This window comes from Methylobacterium sp. WL8 (assembly GCF_008040045.1).
GTDB classification, from domain to species: domain Bacteria; phylum Pseudomonadota; class Alphaproteobacteria; order Rhizobiales; family Beijerinckiaceae; genus Methylobacterium; species Methylobacterium cerastii.
Genome location: NZ_VRVF01000002.1, coordinates 78,620 through 100,431 on the forward strand (window position 1 = coordinate 78,620; position 21,812 = coordinate 100,431).

General features: G+C 71.2%; 16 protein-coding genes. 15 read left to right on the forward strand and 1 reads right to left on the reverse strand.

The genetic code is table 11. The features are described 5' to 3' along the window. The first annotated feature begins 109 nt into the window (after positions 1-109). The 5 genes from FV234_RS01205 to murD all read left to right on the forward strand — a co-directional run bounded on the left by FV234_RS01205 (position 110) and on the right by murD (position 7,665). On the forward strand, positions 110-1,885 hold the full coding sequence (locus tag FV234_RS01205; RefSeq protein ID WP_238270260.1) for a penicillin-binding protein 2: 1,776 nt from the start codon (positions 110-112) through the stop codon (positions 1,883-1,885). After that, entirely contained in the window at positions 1,882-3,345 is a 1,464-nt protein-coding gene (locus tag FV234_RS01210) for a UDP-N-acetylmuramoyl-L-alanyl-D-glutamate--2,6-diaminopimelate ligase (protein WP_147827870.1), read from the forward strand. The genes FV234_RS01205 and FV234_RS01210 overlap by 4 nt, the downstream gene beginning before the upstream one ends. Before the next feature lie 97 nt (positions 3,346-3,442). Next, positions 3,443-4,909 (forward strand): UDP-N-acetylmuramoylalanyl-D-glutamyl-2,6-diaminopimelate--D-alanyl-D-alanine ligase, encoded by a 1,467-nt coding sequence (locus FV234_RS01215; protein ID WP_147827871.1) that lies wholly within the window; start codon positions 3,443-3,445, stop codon positions 4,907-4,909. An 89-nt stretch (positions 4,910-4,998) separates the two neighbouring features. Next, on the forward strand, positions 4,999-6,084 hold the full coding sequence (mraY, locus tag FV234_RS01220; protein ID WP_147753360.1) for a phospho-N-acetylmuramoyl-pentapeptide-transferase: 1,086 nt from the start codon (positions 4,999-5,001) through the stop codon (positions 6,082-6,084). Positions 6,085-6,288: 204 nt separating this feature from the next. Further along, positions 6,289-7,665 (forward strand): UDP-N-acetylmuramoyl-L-alanine--D-glutamate ligase, encoded by a 1,377-nt coding sequence (gene murD / locus FV234_RS01230; RefSeq protein WP_147827872.1) that lies wholly within the window; start codon positions 6,289-6,291, stop codon positions 7,663-7,665. 55 nt (positions 7,666-7,720) lie between these two features. Here the strand turns inward: murD and FV234_RS01235 are convergent, their stop codons facing one another. Beyond that, a complete protein-coding gene (locus tag FV234_RS01235; protein ID WP_147827873.1) occupies positions 7,721-9,196 on the reverse strand; it encodes a PAS domain-containing methyl-accepting chemotaxis protein in 1,476 nt (491 codons plus the stop codon). A gap of 217 nt (positions 9,197-9,413) precedes the next feature. On the opposite strand from FV234_RS01235, the gene FV234_RS01240 reads away from it, so the two are divergent. From FV234_RS01240 to FV234_RS01285, 10 genes are all read left to right on the forward strand, one after another. After that, the gene (locus tag FV234_RS01240) at positions 9,414-10,580 is read left to right on the forward strand and encodes a putative peptidoglycan glycosyltransferase FtsW (RefSeq protein ID WP_147753363.1); all 1,167 of its coding nucleotides are present in this window, start codon (positions 9,414-9,416) and stop codon (positions 10,578-10,580) included. Further along, on the forward strand, positions 10,577-11,686 hold the full coding sequence (gene murG, locus FV234_RS01245) for an undecaprenyldiphospho-muramoylpentapeptide beta-N-acetylglucosaminyltransferase (RefSeq protein WP_147753364.1): 1,110 nt from the start codon (positions 10,577-10,579) through the stop codon (positions 11,684-11,686). Before FV234_RS01240 ends, murG begins: the two co-directional genes overlap by 4 nt. A gap of 69 nt (positions 11,687-11,755) precedes the next feature. After that, on the forward strand, positions 11,756-13,162 hold the full coding sequence (gene murC, locus FV234_RS01250; RefSeq protein ID WP_147827874.1) for a UDP-N-acetylmuramate--L-alanine ligase: 1,407 nt from the start codon (positions 11,756-11,758) through the stop codon (positions 13,160-13,162). Continuing rightward, positions 13,159-14,109 (forward strand): UDP-N-acetylmuramate dehydrogenase, encoded by a 951-nt coding sequence (gene murB / locus FV234_RS01255; RefSeq protein ID WP_238270188.1) that lies wholly within the window; start codon positions 13,159-13,161, stop codon positions 14,107-14,109. The genes murC and murB overlap by 4 nt, the downstream gene beginning before the upstream one ends. A 41-nt stretch (positions 14,110-14,150) precedes the next feature. Next, positions 14,151-15,074, forward strand: coding sequence for a D-alanine--D-alanine ligase (locus FV234_RS01260; RefSeq protein ID WP_147753366.1), 924 nt, complete (start codon positions 14,151-14,153; stop codon positions 15,072-15,074). Continuing rightward, on the forward strand, positions 15,041-16,027 hold the full coding sequence (locus FV234_RS01265; RefSeq protein WP_147753367.1) for a cell division protein FtsQ/DivIB: 987 nt from the start codon (positions 15,041-15,043) through the stop codon (positions 16,025-16,027). The genes FV234_RS01260 and FV234_RS01265 overlap by 34 nt, the downstream gene beginning before the upstream one ends. A 70-nt stretch (positions 16,028-16,097) precedes the next feature. Next, the gene (gene ftsA / locus FV234_RS01270; RefSeq protein ID WP_147753368.1) at positions 16,098-17,420 is read left to right on the forward strand and encodes a cell division protein FtsA; all 1,323 of its coding nucleotides are present in this window, start codon (positions 16,098-16,100) and stop codon (positions 17,418-17,420) included. Positions 17,421-17,523: 103 nt separating this feature from the next. Further along, the gene (ftsZ, locus tag FV234_RS01275; protein ID WP_147827875.1) at positions 17,524-19,233 is read left to right on the forward strand and encodes a cell division protein FtsZ; all 1,710 of its coding nucleotides are present in this window, start codon (positions 17,524-17,526) and stop codon (positions 19,231-19,233) included. Positions 19,234-19,722: 489 nt separating this feature from the next. After that, a complete protein-coding gene (gene lpxC / locus FV234_RS01280) occupies positions 19,723-20,670 on the forward strand; it encodes a UDP-3-O-acyl-N-acetylglucosamine deacetylase (RefSeq protein ID WP_147827876.1) in 948 nt (315 codons plus the stop codon). Positions 20,671-20,920: 250 nt separating this feature from the next. Next, positions 20,921-21,799, forward strand: a complete 879-nt coding sequence (locus FV234_RS01285; RefSeq protein WP_147752459.1) for an outer membrane protein assembly factor BamD — start codon at positions 20,921-20,923, stop codon at positions 21,797-21,799. Positions 21,800-21,812: the final 13 nt, after the last annotated feature.

The following is a 21,812-nucleotide window of genomic DNA, read 5'->3' on the forward strand; positions in this document are numbered from 1 at the left end:
CCGAGACGCCCACTTCGCGGCCGACGACGCGGCCGGCATCGGGCATGCCGCGCCTGAGCCTGCGCACCACGGCGACGCGGACGAGACGCCGGCCGCCGCGCGGCTGGCGATCGAGGAGCCGGTCGTCGCGGCCGAGCCCCGCGTGCATCCGGGCGTGCGCCTGTTCCGGGCGATGTTCCGCCTCGCGATCGAGCGCTCGCACACCCGCGTCGCGCTCGTCGGACTCGCCTTCGTGGCGGTGTTCGGCGCGATCAGCGTGCGGCTGCTGTCGATCGCGATCTTCGGCGCGCCGCCGAGCCAGGAGCACCGGGTGGCGGCCGCGTCCACCACCGCCATTCGGCCCGACATCATCGACCGCAACGGCGAGATCCTCGCCACCGACATCCGTACCGTTTCGGTCTTCGCCGAGCCCGGCAACATCTACGACAAGGACGAGGCGGTGGAACTCCTCACCGCCGTCCTGCCCGAGCTGAACGCGACGGAACTGCGCGCCAAGCTCACCCAGAAGCCCGGCAAGAAGGGCGTCGGCTTCGTCTGGGTCAAGCGCGAGCTGACCCCGAAGCAGCAGGCCGAGGTCCACCGCCTCGGCATCCCCGGCATCGGCTTCCTGCCCGACCACAAGCGCGTCTACCCGAACGGGGTCGCGGCCGCCCACATCATCGGCGCGACCAACCTCGACGGCATCGGCATCGCCGGCATGGAGAAGTACATCGACAACCAGGGCAACAAGGCCCTCAACGACTTCGGCTTCGTCGCCAAGCAGACCGACCTCAAGCCGATCCAGCTCTCCGTCGACCTGCGGGCGCAGTTCGCGGTGCGCGACGAGCTCGCCAAGGGCATCGAGCACTTCAAGGCCAAGGCCGGCGCCTCGATGATCCTCGACGTCCAGACCGGCGAGGTGATCGCGCTGGTCTCGATGCCGGACTTCGACCCGAACAACCCGGTCGACGCCCTGTCCGACGACAAGATCAACCGCATGAACGTCGGCGTCTACGAGATGGGCTCGACCTTCAAGGCGATGACCCTCGCCATGGCGCTGGAATCGGGCAAGTACAACGTCAACTCGACCTTCGACACCCGCGGCGGCGTGCTGAACTGGGGCCGCCAGAAGATCCACGAGTATCACGGCACCAACCGCGTCATCACCATGCCGGAGGTGTTCACCCACTCCTCCAACATCGGCTCGGCCAAGATGGCCCTCGGCGTCGGCGTGCCCGGCCACAAGGCCTTCCTGCGCAAGATGGGCCTGCTCGACCGGATGCGGACCGAGCTGCCGGAATCGGCCATGCCGATCGTCCCGCCGCGCTGGACCGAGATCAACACCATCACCATCGCCTTCGGCCACGGCCTCGCGGTGGCGCCGATCCAGGCGACGGCGGCGGTGGCCGCGATCGCCAACGGCGGCTTCCTGATGACGCCGACCTTCCTCAAGACCGACGTCAAGGAGGCGATGGCCAAGGCGACGACGGTGCTGAGCCCGCAGACGAGCGAGGCGATGCGCTTCATCATGCGCCTCAACGCCGTCGAGGGCTCGGCCAAGAAGGCGGCGATCCCGTACTACTTCGTCGGCGGCAAGACCGGCACCGCCGAGAAGGTGATCGGCGGGCGCTACAACAAGAACCGCCTGTTCACGACCTTCATGGCGGCCGCGCCCATGGACAAGCCGAAATACCTGTTCGTCACCATCATGGACGAGCCCCAGGGACTGCCGGAGAGCGGCGGTTACGCCACCGCCGCCTGGAACTCCGGCGTCGTCACCGGCAAGGTGATCGAGCGCGTGGCGCCGATCCTCGGCCTGCCGCCGCAATTCGAGCCGCCGGCCAAGCCCTTCCCGCTGATGGTCAAGCTCAACGCCTACCACGCCAACATGGTCGGCGGCCCGTGAGCGCGGCGACGCTGGGCGCCCTGTTCCCCGAAGCCGGGGCGGCGGAGGCCGACCGGCCGGTGGCCGGGCTGACCGCCGACAGCCGGAACGTGGTGCCGGGCGGCGTCTTCGTCGCCGTGCCGGGGACGAAGGCCGACGGACGCCTGTTCGCGGCCAAGGCCGCCGCGGCCGGCGCGATCGCGGTGGTCGGTGAGGGCGACCGCCCCGCCGACCTGCCGCCGGCCTGCGCCTGGATCGCCGTCGCCGACCCACGCCGGGCGCTGGCGCTCGCCGCCGCGCGCCTGTCCGGGCGCCAGCCCGCGACCATCGTCGCGGTGACCGGCACCGCGGGCAAGAGCTCGGTCGCCGACTTCGTCCGCCAGATCCTGTCGCGGATCGGGCGCGCGTCCGCCAGCGTCGGCACCGTCGGCATCGTCACCGACCGTGGCGCCGCCTACGGCTCGCTGACGACGCCCGACCCGGTGACGCTGCATGCGACGCTGACGCGGCTCGCCGACGACGGCATCACGGACCTCGCGATGGAGGCCTCCTCGCACGGCATCGAGCAGCGCCGCCTCGACGCCGTGCAGCTCGCCGCCGCCGGCTTCACCAACCTCGGGCGCGACCACCTCGACTACCACGCGACCATCGAGGACTACCTCGCCGCCAAGCTGCGCCTGTTCACGACGCTCCTGCCGGCGGGTGCGCCCGCGATCGTCAACGCCGACGGCGCCTACGCCGACCGTGTCATCGCGGCCGCGACCGCGGCCGGCCACGACGTCCGCACCACCGGCCGCGCCGGCTCCGAGATCCGCCTGCGCGACGCCCGCACCGAAGGCTTCGCGCAGGTGCTCGACCTCGACGGCCGCCACGGCCCGCGCCGGGTCCGCCTGCCGCTGGTCGGCGGGTTCCAGGTGGAGAACGCGCTCGTCGCCGCCGGCCTCGTTCTCGCCACGCCCGCCGGCGCCGCCGACCCCGACGGCGTGTTCGCGGCGCTCGAACACCTCGTCGGCGTGCCCGGTCGCATGGAGCGCGTCGGCGAGGCCGACGGCGCGCTGTGCCTCGTCGACTACGCTCACAAGCCGGAGGCGCTGGAGGGCGTCCTCGTCGCTCTGCGCCCCTTCGCCTCCGGGCGCCTCGTCGTGGTCTTCGGCTGCGGCGGCGACCGCGACCGCGGCAAGCGCCCGATCATGGGGGCGATCGCCGCGCGCCTCGCCGACGCGGTCATCGTCACCGACGACAACCCGCGCTCCGAGGAACCCGCCGCGATCCGCGCCGCCATCCTCGCCGAGGCGCCGGGCGCCACCGAGATCGGCGACCGCGCCGAGGCGATCCGCACGGCGGTGCGCGGGCTCGGACCCGGCGACGTGCTCGTGGTCGCCGGCAAGGGCCACGAAACCGGCCAGATCGTGGGCGACCGGGTGCTGCCGTTCTCGGACCACGCGGTCCTGAGGGCGGCGATCGACGAGTTTTCGCGATGAACGCGTCTTCCCCGAAGCACGACGAAGTCCGCGCCTCTCCCTTCCCCGCAGAGGGGGAGGGGGCTTCGCGTCCGCGCACCGTCAGACCGGAGGCCGCATGAGCCCGAACGCCAAGCCGCTCTGGACGGCGGCCGAACTCGAGGCCGCCACCGGGGGCACGCTTCACGGGTCGCGCGGCGCCGTCGCCGGCGCCTCGATCGACACCCGCACGCTGCAGCCCGGCGACCTGTTCTTCGCGATCAGGGGCGAGGCCCGCGACGGGCACGACTTCGTCCGCGCCGCCCTGGACAAGGGGGCTGGCGCGGCCGTGGTCGCCGCCGACCGCGCGGCGTCGTTCGACGGCCCGGTCCTGGCCGTGCCCGGCGACGGGCCCGATCCGGTCCTCGACGCGATGACGCGCCTCGGCAAGGCGGCCCGCGACCGCACCGCGGCCCAGGTCGTGGCGGTGACCGGCTCGGTCGGCAAGACCGGCACCAAGGAGGCCCTGCGCCACGTGCTGTCGGCGCAAGGGCAGACCCACGCCTCCGTCGCCTCGTACAACAACCACTGGGGCGTGCCGCTGACGCTGGCGCGGATGCCGGCCGACACCCGCTTCGGCGTGTTCGAGGTCGGCATGAACCACCCGCGCGAGATCGTGCCGCTGGTGGCCCAGGTCCGCCCGGAGGTGGCCCTCGTCACCACCGTCGAGCCGGTCCACATCGAGCACTTCGCCTCGGTGTCGGCGATCGCCGACGCCAAGGGCGAGATCTTCTCAGGGCTCGCGCCCGGCGGCGTCGCGGTGATCAACCGCGACAACCCGAGCTTCGCGCGCCTGCACGCCCACGCGCTCGCCTCGCGGGCAGGCCGCATCGTCACCTTCGGCGAGCACGCGGAGGCCGACGTGCGCGCCAGGCGCATCGTGCTGCGCCCCGATCTTTCCGTGGTCGACGCCGTGGTGATGGGCCAGCCGGTGACCTACCAGCTCGGCACGCCGGGCCGGCACACGGCGATGAACTCGCTCGGCGTGATGGCGGTGGTCCACAGCCTCGGCGCGGATCTGGCCCGCGCCGCCCTGTCGCTCGCGGCGCTGCGCCCGCCGGCCGGGCGCGGCGAGCGTACCGCCCTCCAGATCCGCGACGGCGAGGCCTTCCTCGTCGACGAGAGCTACAACGCCAACCCGGCCTCGGTGCGCGCCGCGCTGTCGACGCTGGCCGCGATCGAGACCGGGCCGCGCGGGCGCCGCATCGCCGTGCTCGGCGACATGCTGGAGCTCGGGCCGACCTCGGACGCCCACCACCGCGACCTCGCCGGCGCGGTCGCCGACCACGCGGTCGACCTCGTCTTCACCGCCGGCACGCTGATGAACCACCTGTTCGAGGCGCTCCCGGTCTCGCGCCGGGGCGTCGCCGCCGCGACTTCGGCCGACCTCGTCGAGCCGCTGGCCGCGATCCTGCGGCCGGGCGACGCCGTGATGGTCAAGGGCTCAAACAGTATTCGCATGGGCCGGATTGTCGAGGCGCTCAAAGCCCGCTACGCGAACCCCCCGGTGCGCCGCGACGCGCCGGCCCCGACCGCCGGGCCGTGACCGGCATCTGATCGTCCGCCGAGGCGCCGGGACCGTTCGCGTCCCGTCGGCGCCCTTCTTCGTGTGAGCCAAGCCGCCGAGCCCCCCGGATGCTGTATCTCCTGTCGGACCTGAGCGGCACGCTCTCGGCCTTCAACGTCTTCCGCTACATCACCTTCCGCACGGGAGGCGCGCTGTTCACGGCGGGCCTGTTCGTGTTCTGGTTCGGGCCGCTGATCATCTCGCTGCTGCGCCTGCGCCAGGGCAAGGGCCAGCCGATCCGCGAGGACGGGCCGCAGACCCACCTGCTGACCAAGCGCGGCACGCCGACCATGGGCGGCCTGATGATCCTGGCCGGCGCCATCGTCGCGATCCTGCTCTGGGCCAACCCGCGCAACCACTACGTCTGGATCACGCTCACCGTGACGCTGGGCTTCGGCGCGATCGGCTTCTACGACGACTACCTCAAGGTGACGAAGCAGTCGCACAAGGGCTTCTCGGGCAAGCTCCGCCTCGGGCTCGAGGCCCTGATCGCGATCACGGCCTGCTACGCGATCTCGTACTTCTCGCCGTCCACGCTGCAGAACCAGCTCGCCTTCCCGGTGTTCAAGGACGCGCTCTTGAACCTCGGCTGGTTCTACGTGCTGTTCGGCGGCTTCGTCATCGTCGGCGCCGGCAACGCGGTGAACATGACCGACGGCCTCGACGGGCTCGCCATCGTCCCCGTGATGATCGCCTGCGGCACCTTCGGCGTCATCGCCTACCTCGTCGGCAACTCGTTCACCGCGAGCTACCTTCAGGTGAACTACGTGCGCGACACCGGCGAGCTCGCGGTGGTGGCCGGCGCGGTGATCGGGGCGGGCTTAGGCTTCCTCTGGTTCAACGCGCCGCCGGCGCAGATCTTCATGGGCGACACCGGGTCGCTGGCGCTCGGCGGCCTGCTCGGCGTCGTCGCGGTGGCGACCAAGCACGAGATCGTCCTGGCGATCGTCGGCGGCCTGTTCGTCCTCGAGATCATGTCGGTGATCATCCAGGTCGCGTCGTTCAAGCTGACGGGCAAGCGCGTCTTCCGCATGGCGCCGATCCACCACCACTTCGAGCAGAAGGGCTGGAAGGAGCCGCAGGTCGTGATCCGCTTCTGGATCATCGCCGTGATCCTGGCGCTCGCCGGCCTGGCCACGCTCAAGCTGCGGTGACCTGTGGTAGAAGTCGGCTCCGCAACGCCACTCCCACCCCGACCCTCATCCTGAGGTGCGCACGCGAAGCGGGCGCCTCGAAGGAGCCCTCCAGAAACTTCGGTGCGGTCTGGAGGGCTCCTTCGAGGCCCGCTGACGCTGGCACCTCAGGATAAGGGGGAGGGTTGGGACGAGCCCCGATCGCCGACCGGTTCCGAGTTTCCGATGACCCCAATCACCACCTTCGCCGGCCGCGCGGTCGCCTTGTTCGGCCTGGGCGCCTCCGGCCTCGCCACCGCGCTCGCCCTCAAGGCCGGCGGCGCGCAGGTCGTCGCCTGGGACGACAACGCCGACGGCGTCGCGAAGGCGGCCGGGCAGGGGATCGAGACCGCGGACTTGCGCGGGGCCGACTGGTCGGGCTTTTCGGCGCTGATCCTCTCGCCCGGCGTGCCGCTGACCCATCCGGCGCCGCACTGGACCGTCGCGCTCGCCAAGGCGGCCGGCATCGAGGTCGTCGGCGACATCGAGCTGTTCTGCCGCGAGCGGCGCGCCCTGGCGCCGGGGGCGCCGTTCGTCGCGATCACCGGCACCAACGGCAAGTCGACCACCACGGCGCTGATCGCCCACATCCTGCGCACTGCCGGCCGCGACGTGCAGATGGGCGGCAACATCGGCACCGCGATCCTCTCGCTCGAGCCGCCGGCAACGAATCGCATCCACGTGGTCGAGCTGTCCTCGTTCCAGATCGACCTGACGCCCTCGCTCGATCCGAGCGTCGGCGTGCTCCTCAACATCACGCCCGACCACCTCGACCGCCACGGCACCTTCGCGCAATACGCCGCGATCAAGGAGCGGCTGATCCAGGGCTCGGACCAGGCCGTCGTCGGGATCGACGACGGGCCGAGCCGCGCCATCGCCGACCGGTTCGCCGAAGGCGGCGCCGACCGGTCGACGCGCATCCACGTGCCGCGCGACGCCGCGCTCACCGCCGACGCCGTCACCGTGCGCGACGGGATCGTCTCGGACCGCGACGGCGCGCCGCTCGCCGACGTGTCGGCGATCCGGTCGCTGCGCGGCGCGCACAACTGGCAGAACGCGGCCGTGGCCGTGGCGGTCGCCCGCGCCCTCGGTCTTGCGGCCGACGCGATCCAGGCCGGGCTCGCGAGCTTCCCCGGCCTGCCGCACCGGATGGAGGAGGTTCGGGTCCGCGGGCCGGTGCTGTTCGTCAACGATTCGAAGGCGACCAACGCCGACTCGACCGAGAAGGCGCTGACCGCCTTCCGCGACATCCACTGGATCCTCGGCGGCAAGGCGAAGGACGGCGGGATCTTCCCGCTCGTCCCGTACTTCGAGCGCATCGCCCACGCCTACCTGATCGGTGCGGCCTCCGACGCCTTCGCCGCCACCCTGGAGGGCGCCGTGCCCTACACCCGCTGCGAGACCCTGGACGTCGCCGTGAAGGCGGCGGCCGAGGGCGCGGCGGCGTCGGGTGCGCCCGAGCCGGTGGTGCTGCTCTCGCCGGCCTGCGCCTCCTACGACCAGTTCCGCAGCTTCGAGCAGCGCGGCGACGTGTTCCGAGAGCTCGTGCGCGCGCTGCCCTGAGCCGCCGCTTCGAGGCGCGGCAGCTCGCTGCGCGCCTCGTGCCGGACGTGTGGCCCTACCGGGCCAGCACGCTGGCCGCCTCGCGCGTCGTCGTGACCGCCACGGAGACCTCCGTCACCGAGGCCGAGATCGTGCTGATGTTGGCGGTGATCGCCGCCACGGCCTGGGCCGCGGCCTGCATGTTCTGCGACAGGTCGCGCGTGACGATGCTCTGCTCCTCGACCGCGCTCGCCGTCGCGACGACGTTCTCGCGCATGATGTCGACCGAGCCGCTGATCGAATCCAGCGCGCCGACCACCTCGCTCGACAGGCCCTGCAGGCCGTTGATCTCGGCACCGATCTGCTCCGTCGCGCGGGCGGCCTGGTTGGCGAGGTTCTTGACCTCGTTCGCGACGACCGCGAAGCCACGTCCGGCTTCTCCGGCGCGCGCCGCCTCGATGGTGGCGTTGAGCGCGAGCAGGTTGATCTGCGCGGCGATCGACTGGATCAGGCCGACGATGCCGGTCATCGACCCGGCAGCCTCCGTGAGGCGCTGGGTGAACCCGCCGGCCGCCTGGACCCGTTCGAAGGCGGCGTCGGTCGCGCTGCGCGAATGTCCCATGCTCTGGGAGATCTCGGCGACGGAGGCGGCCAACTCCTCAGACGCCGCCGCCATCATCGCCACGTTGCTCGAGGTCGTCTCCGCGGCGGCGAAGGCCGCGCCGGACCCGTCCGCCGAGCGGCCGATCGCCTGGTCGATCTCGGTGAAGTTGCGCTCGATCAGCCGGCGAAGGTTGGCCAGCAGCATGACCTGGTCGGTGACGTCGGTGGCGAACTTCACGACCTTGTAGGGGCGGTTCGCGGCGTCGAAGATCGGGTTGTAGGTCGCCTGGATCCAGACCTCGCGCCCGCCCTTCGCGATGCGCTTGTACTGCGCCGCCTGGTACTCCCCACGCTTCAACGCCGCCCAGAACGCCGCGTACTCGGCGCTCTGCCGGTAAGCCGGCTCGACGAAAATGCTGTGCGGGCGCCCGCGAACCTCCGACAGGTCGTAGCCCACCACTGCGAGGAAGTTCGCGTTGGCATCGAGGACGGTGCCGTCGAGATCGAAGGCGATCACCCCTTGCGCCTTGTCGATCGCCGCGATCTGGCCCGCCCGGTCGGCATCCTCGGCCTTCTGGCGCGTGATGTCGGTGGCGAACTTCACCACCTTGTAGGGCTTGCCGTTCCGCCCGATCATCGGGTTGTAGGAGGCCTCGATCCAGAGGTCGCGGCCGCCCTTCGCCATCCGCCGGAACTGGCCTGCGCTGAACGCGCCGGTGCGCAGTCGATCCCAGAACGCCTTGTACTCCGCCGAGTCCCGGTACTGCGGGTCGACCAGCATCGCATGCGGCTGCCCGACGAGTTCGGGAAGCGTGTAGCCGACGGCCGCAAGGAAGTTCGCGTTGGCGTCGAGGATTCGGCCCGACAGGTCGAACTCGATCACCCCCTGGACGCGGTCGAGGGCGGCGAGCTTGGCGGCGGCTTCGACGGTCTTGCGTGCGGCGAACATGGGCGGATCGTCCCGGCGTGGCGACTCGGAAGGAGGCGCCGTCGTGAGTGCAATTCAAGATTGCAATTTCGCCGTTAACATTTCGTATTCACTACGGATCGGCTGGCGGGCCGGGCCGCCTGGCGGGTTTGGCAAGGATGCCTTTACCATTCGCGGACAGGATCGCTCCCGACCGTCGCGTGCTCCTGCGCGACCGCTCGAAGGTCGTCGCACGCCCATGATGTCCCGCGCGGAACGCACGCCCCTGACCGACTGGTGGTGGACGGTCGACCGCGGCCTGCTCGCGGCCTTGGCCGCCCTGATGGTCGCCGGCCTGGTCTTCCTGATGGGCGGCGGCCCGCCGGTGGCCGAGCGCATCGGCCTGCCGACCTTCTACTTCCTCAACCGCCAGGCGATGTACCTCGCCCCGACGATCGGGTTGATCTGCGCGGTGTCGTTCCTGAGCCTGCGCGGCATCCGCCGGCTCGCGCTCGGCACCTGGCTCGTCGGCGTCGCCCTGTGCCTGCTCGCCGGCAAGTTCGGCCCGGAGATCAAGGGTGCCCACCGCTGGATCCAGTTCGGCTCGTTCGGCCTGCAGCCCTCGGAGTTCGTGAAGCCCGCCTTCGTCATCGTCGCCGCCTGGGCGTTCTCGGAAGGCGCGCAGCGCCGCGACATGCCGGGCGGGTTCCTCGCGATCCTGCTCCTGCCGATCACCATCGTGCCGCTGCTGCTGCAGCCCGATTTCGGGCAGACGATGCTGATCACGCTGGTGTGGTGCGCCCTGTTCTTCGTGGCCGGCCTGCACCTGATCTGGGTGGCGGTGCTCGGCGTCCTCGGCCTGACCGGGGTGTTTGCCGCCTACACGTTCTTCCACCACGTGCGCGAGCGCTTCAACCGCTTCCTCGACAAGGATTCCGGCGACAGCTTCCAGACCTTCTGGTCGCAGGAATCGTTCCGCTCCGGCGGGTGGTTCGGCACCGGCCCGGGCGAGGGGATCGCCAAGCGCCACCTGCCCGACGCGCATACCGACTTCATCTTCTCGGTGACCGGCGAGGAATTCGGCGTCCTGGTCTGCCTCTGCCTCGTCGCTTTGTTCGCCTACATCGTGCTGCGCGGGCTCAAGCTCGCGCGCCGCACCGACGACACCTTCTCGAGGCTCGCCATCACCGGTCTGATCACCCTCTTCGGCCTCCAGGCCTGCATCAACATGGCGGTGAACACCCAGCTCATGCCGGCCAAGGGCATGACGCTGCCGTTCGTCTCCTACGGCGGCTCGTCGCTGATCTCGCTGGCGCTGGGCATGGGCTTCCTCGTGGCCCTCACCCGCAAGCGCCCGCGCACCACGATGCTGAGCCAGAAGCCTCCCGGCACCGCGCCGGCCACCGTCGCCGGGGTGATGCGGTGACGGTGTTCACGCCCACCATCCTGCTCTGCGCCGGCGGCACCGGCGGCCACCTGTTCCCGGCCGAGAGCCTCGCCCACGCGCTCCGCGCCCGCGGCATCCGCGTGGTGCTCGCCACCGACGCGCGGGTCGATTCCATCGCGGGCGGCTTCCCGGCCTCCGAGGTCGTCACGATCACCTCGGCGACGCCGTCGGGCCGCTCGATGCTGCGCCGGGCCGGCGCGGTGCTGACGCTGGGCCGCGGCTTCGCGGAGGCCGCCAAGGCGGTCAAGCGCATCAACCCTGCGGCGATCGTCGGCTTCGGCGGCTACCCGACCGTGCCGCCGATGCTCGCCGGGCAGATCCTGCGGGTGCCGACCATCATCCACGAGCAGAACGCGGTGATGGGCCGGGCCAACGCCTTCCTGGCGCGCGGCGCCCGCACCATCGCCACCGGCTTCAAGGAGGTCCGCGGCGTCCCCGACAAGGCGCGCGCGCCGCGCATCCACACCGGCAACCCGCTGCGCCCGGCGGTGATCGAGGCCGCCAAGGTCGCCTACCCGCCGCTCGGGCCGACGGACGTCCTGCACCTCCTCGTCTTCGGTGGAAGCCAGGGCGCGCGGGTGATGGGCGAGGTCGTGCCGAAGGCCCTGGCGCAGCTGCCGGCTGCCTTACGCGCCCGCCTGCACCTCGTGCAGCAGGTCCGCCCCGAGGACCTGACCGCGGTGCAGAACGACTACCTCGCCATGGGGCTCGCCGGCCTCGAGGCGGCGCCGTTCTTCAAGGATTTGCCCGGGCGGATGGCGGCGAGCCACCTCGTGGTCGCGCGCTCGGGCGCCTCGACGGTCTCGGAGCTCGCCGCCATCGGCCGCCCGTCGATCCTCGTGCCGCTGCCCGGAGCCCTCGACCAGGACCAGGCGGCCAACGCGGCGACGCTCGCCAAGATCGGCGCGGCGCTGGCGATGGCCCAGACCGCGTTCACGCCGGACCGCCTCACCGCGGAACTCGTCGACGCCTTCGAGAATCCTCAAAAATTGACCGCGGCGGCCGACGCGGCGAAAAGCGCCGGCATCCACGACGCCGCCGAGCGGCTCGCCACAGTGGTCGTCGACACGGCCGCCCGCACCTGAGTCTTCCGGGACGCACGCCTCGGCGCAGTCCCGCCATCGAACGGTTCTTCCTATGAAACGGTTCTTGCCATGAAGCTGCCCGACAAGCTCGGTCCCATCCACTTCATCGGCATCGGCGGCATCGGCATGTCCGGCATCGCCGAGGTGATGCACAACCTCGGCTACACGGTTCAGGGCTCCGACGCCTCCGACAACGCCAACGTGCGGCGGCTCGCCGACAAGGGCATGAAGACCTTCGTCGGCCACGCCGCCGGCAACGTCGAGAATGCCGGCCTCGTCGTCGTCTCCACCGCGATCCAGCGCGACAACCCCGAGCTGATGGCCGCCCGCGAGGCCCGGCTCCCGGTGGTGCGCCGCGCCGAGATGCTGGCCGAGCTGATGCGCTTCAAGTCCTGCGTCGCCATCGCCGGCACCCACGGCAAGACCACGACGACCTCCCTCGTCGCGACGCTGCTCGACGCCGGCGCCATGGACCCGACGGTCATCAACGGCGGCATCATCAACGCCTACGGCACCAACGCCCGCATGGGCGAGGGGGAGTGGATGGTGGTGGAGGCCGACGAATCCGACGGCACCTTCCTCAAGCTGCCGGCGGACGTCGCCATCGTCACCAACATCGACCCCGAGCACCTCGACCATTTCGGCTCGTTCGACGCGGTGAAGGACGCCTTCCGGCGCTTCATCGACAACATCCCGTTCTACGGCTTCGCGGTGATGTGCATCGACCATCCCGTGGTCCAGGACATGGTCGGCCACATCGAGGACCGGCGCATCATCACCTACGGCGAGAACCCGCAGGCCGACGTGCGCCTGATCGACGTGGACCTCCGCGGCGGCCAGAGCCGCTTCCGCGTGATGATCCGCGACCGCCGCCCCGGCTTCCGCATGGAGATGGAAGACCTCGTCCTGCCGATGCCGGGCAAGCACAACGCGCTCAACGCCACCGCGGCGCTGGCCGTCGCCCACGAGCTGGGCGTGTCCCCGGAGGCGATCCGCAAGGCGCTCGCGGGCTTCGGCGGCGTCAAGCGCCGCTTCACCCGCACCGGCGAGTGGAACGGCGCGCAGATCTTCGACGATTACGGGCACCATCCGGTGGAGATCAAGGCGGTGCTCAAGGCCGCCCGCGCCTCCACCGAGGCCAAGGTGATCGCGATCGTGCAGCCGCACCGCTACTCGCGCCTCGCCTCGCTGTTCGACGACTTCTGCACCTGCTTCAACGACGCCGATACGGTCATCGTCGCCCCGGTCTACGCCGCAGGCGAGGCGCCGATCGAGGGCATCGACCGCGACGGCCTCGTCGCAGGCCTGCGCTCCCGCGGCCACCGCGACGCGCAGGCGCTGGAGCGTCCGGAAGACCTCGCCGGCATGGTCGCCGCGCACGCGATGCCCGGCGACTACGTCGTCTGCCTCGGCGCCGGCAACATCACGCAATGGGCCTACGCCCTGCCGGCGGAGCTGGCGGCGCTGAAGCCGTGACTGTCGCCTTCCCCGACATCACGCCCGCGATCCGCGCCGGCGCGCCGAACCTGCGCGGTCGGCTGCTGGCGAACCCGTCGCTGGCCGACCTGACGTGGTTCCGCGTCGGCGGGCCGGCGCAGGCGCTGTTCACGCCCGCCGACGAGGAGGACCTGGCTCACCTCCTGGCCGGGCTCGACCCCGAGATCCCGGTGACGGTGATCGGGCTCGGCTCGAACCTGATCGTGCGCGACGGCGGCATCCCCGGGGTCACGATCCGGCTCGGCGGCAAGGCCTTCGGCGCGGTGGAGATCGACGGCGACACCTTGCGCGCCGGCACCGCCGTGCCCGACATGCGGCTGGCGAAGGCCGCGGCCGAAGCCTCGCTCGACGGGCTCGCCTTCTTCCGCGGCATCCCGGGCTCGGTCGGCGGGGCGCTGCGCATGAACGCCGGCGCCCATGGCGGCGAGACCACCGACGTGCTCGTCGAGGCCCGCGGCGTCGACAGGCGCGGCGCGCTTCGCCGCTTCACCCACGAGGCGATGGGCTTCACCTACCGTCATTCGGCGGCGCCCGAGGACGTGATCTTCACGAGCGCGCTGTTCCGCGGCCGCCCCGGCGACCGCGCTGCGATCGAGGCGGAGATGGCGCGGGTGACCGAGGCCCGCGAGGCGGCCCAGCCGATCCGCGAGCGCACCGGCGGCTCGACCTTCAAGAACCCGCCGGGCGGCAAGGCGTGGCAGCTCGTCGACGCCGCCGGCTGCCGCGGGCTGACGCGGGGCGGCGCCCAGGTCAGCGAGATGCACTGCAACTTCCTGATCAACCGCGACGGCGCCACGGCGGCCGACATCGAGGGGCTCGGCGAAGAGGTGCGGCGGCGGGTGCACGAGACCAGCGGGGTCGCGCTGCACTGGGAGATCAAGCGGATCGGCGTCTCCGCCGACGGCTCGACGCCGACCTTCACCTGAGATCCGTTCGTCTTCCTTCGATACGCGCCACGGAGCCGCCCATGTCCAAGCACGTCGCCGTCCTGATGGGGGGCACCTCGTCCGAGCGCGAGGTCTCGCTGAACTCCGGCACCGCCTGCGCCGACGCGCTGGAGGGCGAGGGCTACCGCGTCACCCGCGTCGACGTCGGGGCCGACGTCGCCGCCGTGCTGTCGGAGCTTCGGCCGGACGCCGCCTTCAACGCGCTGCACGGGCCGGCGGGCGAGGACGGCACGATCCAGGGGCTGCTCGAGATCCTGCGCATTCCCTACACGCATTCCGGCGTGCTGGCTTCGGCGCTCGCCATGCACAAGGAGCGGGCGAAGGTCGTGATGCGGGCGGCCGGCGTCAGCGTTCCGGAGGGCCGGGTCGTTAACCGGCATGATGCCGCGAAGTCACACCCGATCGCGCCGCCCTACGTCGTCAAACCGGTCTCCGAAGGCTCGTCGATGGGCGTCATCATCGTGCGCGACGGGCGCTCGCATCCGCCCCAGATCCTGACCTCCGAGGAGTGGGTCTTCGGGGAGGACGTCCTTGTGGAGACTTACGTTGCGGGCCGCGAGCTCACCTGCGCGGTGATGGGCGACCGGGCGCTCGGCGTCATCGAGATCAAGGCCGCGTCGGGGGGGTGGTACGACTACGACGCCAAGTACGCGCCGGGGGGCTCGATCCACGTCCTGCCGGCCGAACTTAAACCAAATGTTTACCAGCGTGTCCAAGAGTTGTCGTTAACGGCGCATCAAGCACTGGGCTGCCGGGGCGTCAGCCGTGCCGACCTTCGCTACGACGACACACCGGGTGGCACCGGTGCCCTCGTCGTCCTGGAGGTCAACACGCAACCCGGCATGACCCAGACCAGCCTTGTGCCGGACATGGCCGCCCATGCTGGGTATCGTTTCGGTGAGTTCGTACGATGGATGGTGGAGGACGCGTCTCTGGGCCGCTGAGCCCCGCTGGGTTTCCCGGCGCGACCGGTCCTGCCGCGCGCTTCGCTGGGCAGGGCTTGGCCGGGCAGGGACTGGCCGGTAGCGTCCTCTCCCGGCTTCCGCGCTTCCTGCGCCGGTCCGATTCCCTGCGCCGCGGTCGGCCCGGCCCGTCGATGGCCGAGCGCCTGCCGCGCGGCGTCGGCGCCCTCGGCCTCAGCACGGCCTTCGGCGCGCTGGCGCTCGCCGGCTTCGTCGCCAGCGGCCGCTACGACGCCTTCGTCGCCGAGAACGGCCGCCCCTTCGACATCCTCGCGCGCATCGCCGGCTTCGGCGTCGAGCGCGTCACCATCTCGGGCATCTCCCGGATGTACGAGCGCGAGGTGCTCGCCGCCGCCGGCATCGACTGGCGCGCGTCCGTTCCCTTCCTTGACGTCGCCGAGGTGCGCGCCCGCCTGCTGCGGGTGCCGTTGATCGCCTCCGTCTCGGTGCGCAAGATCTATCCCCGCGAGATCGTCATCAACCAGGTCGAGCGCGAGCCGGCCGCCCTTTGGCAGATGAACGGCGAGATCAGCGTCATCGCCGCCGACGGCACGATCATCGATACGATGCGCGACGACCGCTATGCGACGTTGCCGCTCGTCGTCGGCGACGACGCCAACACCAAGCTCGGCGAGTATCTCGCCCTGGTCGCCGCGGCCGGCCCGCTGGCCGACCGCATCCGCGCCGGCACCTACGTCTCGGGCCGGCGCTGGACGCTGAAGCTCGACGGCGTCGACATCCGCCTGCCGGAGGTCGAGCCCGGCGCCGCGCTGGCGCGCCTCGTCGAGCTCGAGCGCGCCAACCGACTGCTGGAGAAGGACATCATCGCCGTCGACCTGCGGATGCCCGACCGGGTCGTGGTCCGCCTCACCGAGGAGGCCGCGGCCGCCCGGGCCGAGGCCTCGAAGAAGACGAAGAAGGGGACGGCGACGTGAGCCCAGCCCAGGCGCTCCTTTCGACCACCCGCCGCCCCGCCCGTTCCCCGTCTTTCGCCGGTCAGCGCTGATGCATTCCCAACACGGCCTCACGCCCCGCCTGAAACCGCTCTCGGCGCGTCGCAGCACCACGCTGTCGGTGCTCGACATCGGCACGAGCAAGGTGGTCTGCCTCATCGCCGAGCTGCAGCCGGCCGAGGCCCTTTCGACGCTGAAGGGCCGCACGCACCTCGCCCGCATCATCGGCATCGGCCACCAGCGCTCGCACGGGCTGAAGGGCGGCGCGATCGTCGACCTCGAAGCCGCCGAGGGCGCGATCCGGCAGGCGGTGCACGCCGCCGAGCGGATGGCCAAGGTCGAGGTCCAGTCGGTCATCGTCAACATGAGCGGCGGGCGCCTCGCCTCGCAGCACTTCCAGGCGCGGGTCAACGTCCGCACCGGCACGGTCACCGGCGCCGACGTGGAGCGCGTCCTCGAGGCCGCAAGCGCCCACGGCGTCAGCCCCGGCCGCGCCGTGCTCCATGCGCTGCCGACCGGCTACGCGCTGGACGGCCAGGGTGCGGTGATCGACCCCTCGGGCATGATCGGCGAGGCCCTCGGGGTCGACCTCCACGTGGTCACCGCGGAGGCCGCCGCCGCCCGCAACGTCATGCTGGCGATCGAGCATTGCCATCTCGGCGTCGAGGCGGTGATCGCCACCCCCTACGCCGCCGGCCTCTCGGCGCTCGTCGACGACGAGGCCGAGATGGGCGTCTGCGTCGTCGACATGGGCGGCGGCACCACGAGCTTCGGCGTGTTCTCCGGCGGGCACCTCGTCCACACCGACGCGATCGCCGTCGGCGGCCACCACGTCACCATGGACATCGCCCGCGGGCTCTCCACCCGGGTCGCTGCGGCCGAGCGGCTGAAGACGCTCTACGGCTCGGCCATCGCCACCCCCTCGGACGAGCGCGACATGATCGCGGTCCACGGCGTCGGCGAGGACGAGGGCGAGACCCCGAACCACGTTCCGCGCTCGCAGCTGGTGCGGATCATCAAGCCGCGGGTCGAGGAGGTGGTCGAACTCGTCCGCGACCGCCTGCGCGCCGCGGGCTTCGCCGCCCAGGCGGGGCGCCGTGTGGTGCTGACGGGCGGCGCGAGCCAGCTCGTCGGCCTGCCCGAGGTTACCCGCCGGGTGATGCAGGGCCAGGTCCGGATCGGGCGTCCGCTCGGCATCCGCGGCCTGCCCGAGGCGGCCAAGGGTCCGGCCTTCTCGGCCGCGGTCGGCCTGCTGGTCTACCCGCAGGTGGCGCATGCCGAGCACTTCGAGCCGCGGGGCCAGCGCGCCTTCGCCGGCACGGGGACCGACGGGTACATCGGCCGCGTCTACGAGTGGCTGAAGCAGGGTTTCTAGGCGTTTTCCCGGGCGCCCTCTCGCGCCCGGCCTCGACGAATCGGCGTCTCCTCGACGGAGGCGCTCCGGACAACGCGTTAAAGGTCACGAAGGGCTCGACACCATGGCCATCTCTCTCCAGGCGCCTGACATCCGCGAACTCAAGCCCCGCATCACCGTGTTCGGTGTCGGCGGCGCCGGCGGCAACGCCGTCAACAACATGATCGAGTCGGGCCTGCTGGGCTGCGAGTTCGTCGTCGCCAACACCGACGCCCAGGCGCTGACCTCCTCGAAGGCCGAGCGCGTGATCCAGATGGGCCTCGGCGTGACGCAAGGGCTCGGCGCCGGCTCGCACCCCGAGGTCGGCTCGGCCGCCGCCGACGAGGTGATCGACGAGATCCGCGACCAGCTCTCGGGCGCGCACATGTGCTTCATCACCGCCGGCATGGGCGGCGGCACCGGCACGGGTGCCGCCCCCGTCATCGCCCGGGCGGCGCGCGACATGGGCATCCTCACCGTCGGCGTCGTGACGAAGCCGTTCCAGTTCGAGGGCCTGCGCCGCATGCGCACGGCGGAAGCCGGCATCCAGGAGCTCCAGGCCGCCGTCGACACCCTGATCGTGATCCCGAACCAGAACCTGTTCCGGGTCGCCAACGAGAAGACCACCTTCGCCGACGCCTTCGCGATGGCCGACCAGGTGCTCTACTCGGGCGTCGCCTGCATCACCGACCTGATGGTCAAGGAAGGCTTGATCAACCTCGACTTCGCCGACGTGCGCGCGATCATGCGCGGCATGGGCAAGGCGATGATGGGCACCGGCGAAGCGAGCGGCGAGAAGCGCGCCAGCCGCGCGGCCGAGGCCGCCATCGCCAACCCGCTCCTCGACGACGTCTCGATGAAGGGCGCCCGCGGCCTGCTGATCTCGATCACCGGCGGCGCCGACCTGACCCTGTACGAGCTGGACGAAGCCGCCACCCGCATCCGCGAGGAGGTCGACCAGGAAGCCAACATCATCCTCGGCGCCACCTTCGACGAGAGCCTCGACGGCATCATCCGCGTCTCGGTGGTCGCCACCGGCATCGAGCCGGCGCTGATCTCGGCCAACTCCCCGAACAACAAGGAGATCGCCGAGACCGAGCAGCGCATCGCCGAGGTCGCCGAGCGCCTTCGCTCCGAGGCCCGCTCGCGCGCCGCGCAGAACGCCCCGAGCTTTCGCGCCGCGGCCGAGCCGGCCGTGACCCAGGTTCAGGCGGCCCCCGTCCAGCCCGTGCGCCAGGTGGCGCCCGAGCCGGTGCATCAGCCCGAGATGCGGATGGAGCCGGCGCCCGTGATGCGCGACGACATCATGCTGACCCAGGCCCAGCCCCGCGCCGCCGCCCCGTTCGTGCCCGTCCCGGCGCCCGCGCCCGAGCCGGTCTCGCAGGCCCATGCCGGCCCGTTCATGCCGCCGCGCCCGGCCGCCCCGCTCGCCCGCGCCCCGCGGATGCCGCAGATCCACGAGCTGCCGCCGATCGCCCAGACCCAGATCGCGGCAAGCCGCGGAGAGCATGTCGAGAACCACGGCGACACCAAGCGCACCAGCCTGCTCCGCCGCCTCGCGACCGTCGGCTTCGGCGGCCGCCGCGAGGAAGCCGAGCCGGCGCCGGCGCCCCGCGCCCAGCCGCAGGTCCAGGCTCCGATGCCGCCGGCCCCGCGGGTCCAGGCTCCGGTCGCCCCGACCTACCGCCCGGCGCAGGGCAACCTCGACGCGCAAGGCCGCATGGCGCCCCAGCCGCGGATGATGGACGACGACCAGCTCGAGATCCCGGCCTTCCTGCGCCGCCAGGCCAACTGATCCGGCGATCCCCCGAAGCCCCGCGGGCCAACGCCCGCGGACCTCATCGCGCGACGCGATTTCCGCCCCGGCACCCGTGCCGGGGCGTTTTGCGTTGCAACATGGAGTGGCCTATTTTCCGGGCGCCGCCGGTGATTTTCGTCGCAAAACCGCTCGGCGCGGCCCCGTCCCGGCGTTCGGGCGGGGGGCGTGGTGCGCGCAGGACACAGCGCGAGCGCTTGGTTGTAGGCGTGTTAACCATTCCTTAACGTGTTGAACTGGAACGATATTCCGGAGATCGCGGCGCGAGCGTGTCTGTAACACAGCGTAAGAAAGCGTGATTTGGCCGGGCTGTGCGCCGCAGCTATAAAAATCTCGAACGAACGAATAGCGGCGCGGTTTTCGGACCGACGCCGCACGCAGGGGCTTCAAGCAGCGGACGGATCGGAAGGCGTCGTCACAACGCGATACGCGCGGTGGCGTGGCCGGATCGCGGCCGAGGGCTAAGGAATGCGGACGAACCAACAAACAACACTCAAGGGCGCGGCCGTGCTGAGCGGCATCGGCGTCCATTCCGGAAACCCGGTTGCGATCACGCTGCGCCCGGCTTCCGCGAACCACGGTATCGCTTTCCTCCGCACCGGAATGGCCTCCGGCAACGACCGACTCATCAAGGCCCACCACGCCTGCGTCTCCGCGACCGAGCTCTGCACCGTGATCGGCGACGTCGATTCCGGGGCGGTCGCCACGATCGAGCACCTGATGTCCGCCTTCTACGGATTGGGCGTCGACAACGCGCTCGTCGAGATCGACGGGCCCGAGATGCCGATCCTCGACGGCAGCGCGCTTCCTTTCGTCAAGGCGATCGACGCCGTCGGCATCGCCCAGACCGGCACCGCCCGCCGCTGGATCAAGGTCCTCCGCCACGTCCGCATCGAGGCCGGCGCCGCCTTCGCCGAACTCCGCCCGATCGACCGGGGCTTCCGCCTCGACGTCGAGATCGATTTCGAAAGCCCGGTGATCGGCCGCTCGCGCAAGGCGATGGACCTCACCGCAGCCGCCTACCGCCGCGAGATCGCGCCCGCCCGCACCTTCGGCATGATGAAGGACGTGGAGCGCTACTGGAAGGCGGGCTTCGCCCTCGGCGCGTCCCTCGAGAACACCGTCGCCGTCGGCGAGACCGACGTGGTCAACCCCGAGGGCCTGCGCTTCGCCGACGAGTTCGTCCGTCACAAGTTCCTCGACGCCGTCGGCGACCTGGCGCTCGCCGGGCTGCCGCTCCAGGGGGCCTACCGCTCCTATTGCGGCGGCCACCGCATGAACGTCGGCATCCTCGAAGCCCTCTTCGCCGACCGCGCGAACTACGCGATCGTCGAGGCGCAGGGGACCCGCCGCGAGACCGCGCTCGCCGAATTCGGCGCCGGGCTCGGCATCGCCGCCTTCGCCGGCGACCTCTGAGAGACCCTTCCGGCCTGCCGCCTCCGGGCGATGTGGCCTGCAAGACACAGCCGCCCGCCGATCCGCGCGGGCGCGGAACCGCCGCTTTCATGCCCGAATCTGCCGCCACGGTGAATCGTCCGTGAAGTGCGCGGCAGTCCGGGATGCGGTGGCCGCCCGGACCCGGTAGAGTGCCGGCGCCGACATGAACCCATGATGGCTCAACGGCGCTCCGAAGCGAGGACGCGCCCGTTCGGGGGAAGAACCGCCAATGCCTGTGACCCTTCGGACCCGCGGAGCGGCGGCGGCCGTGCTCATCACCGCCTTCGGCCTCGGTCTCGGCGGTTGCGACGCCCTCGACCCGACCAACCTGTTCGCCGAGAAGTACAAGCCCGAGGTCGTGCAGGACACGCCGGCCGACAAACTCTACAGCGAGGGCTTGGCGAAGATCGAGGACAGCGACTACGAGGGCGCGGTCAAGAAGTTCGATTCGCTCGACAAGCAGTACGCCTATTCCGACTGGTCGCGCCGCGCGCTGCTGATGACGGCCTACGCGAACTACGAGGGCCAGAAGTACGACGACGCGATCACCGCCTCGAAGCGCTACCTGCAGCGGCATCCGGCGAGCAAGGACGCGGCCTACGCCCAGTACTTGATGGCGATGTCGCAGTACAAGCAGATCCCCGACGTCACCCGCGACCAGGACCGGTCCGAGAAGGCGCTCGTCGCGCTGCAGGAGCTCGTCCAGAAGTATCCGACCTCGGAATACTCCACCGACGCCAAGGCCAAGATCCAGATCACCCGCGACCAGCTCGCCGGCAAGGAGATGGAGGTCGGGCGCTACTACCTCGAGCGCCGCAACTTCCCCGCCGCGATCAACCGCTTCCGCGACGTGGTCAGCAAGTATCAGACGACCCGCCACGCCGAGGAGGCGCTGGAGCGGCTGACCGAGGCGTACATGGCGCTCGGCATCGTCGCCGAGGCGCAGAACTCGGCCGCCGTGCTCGGGCACAACTTCCCCGACAGCCCCTGGTACAAGGACGCGCACGCCCTCCTGCAGAACGGCGGCCTCGAGCCGCGCGAGGAGAAGGGCTCGTTCCTCAGCAAGATCTACACCTCGGTGATGGGCCGGACCGCGGCCGCCCAGTAGGCCGCCCGCGCAT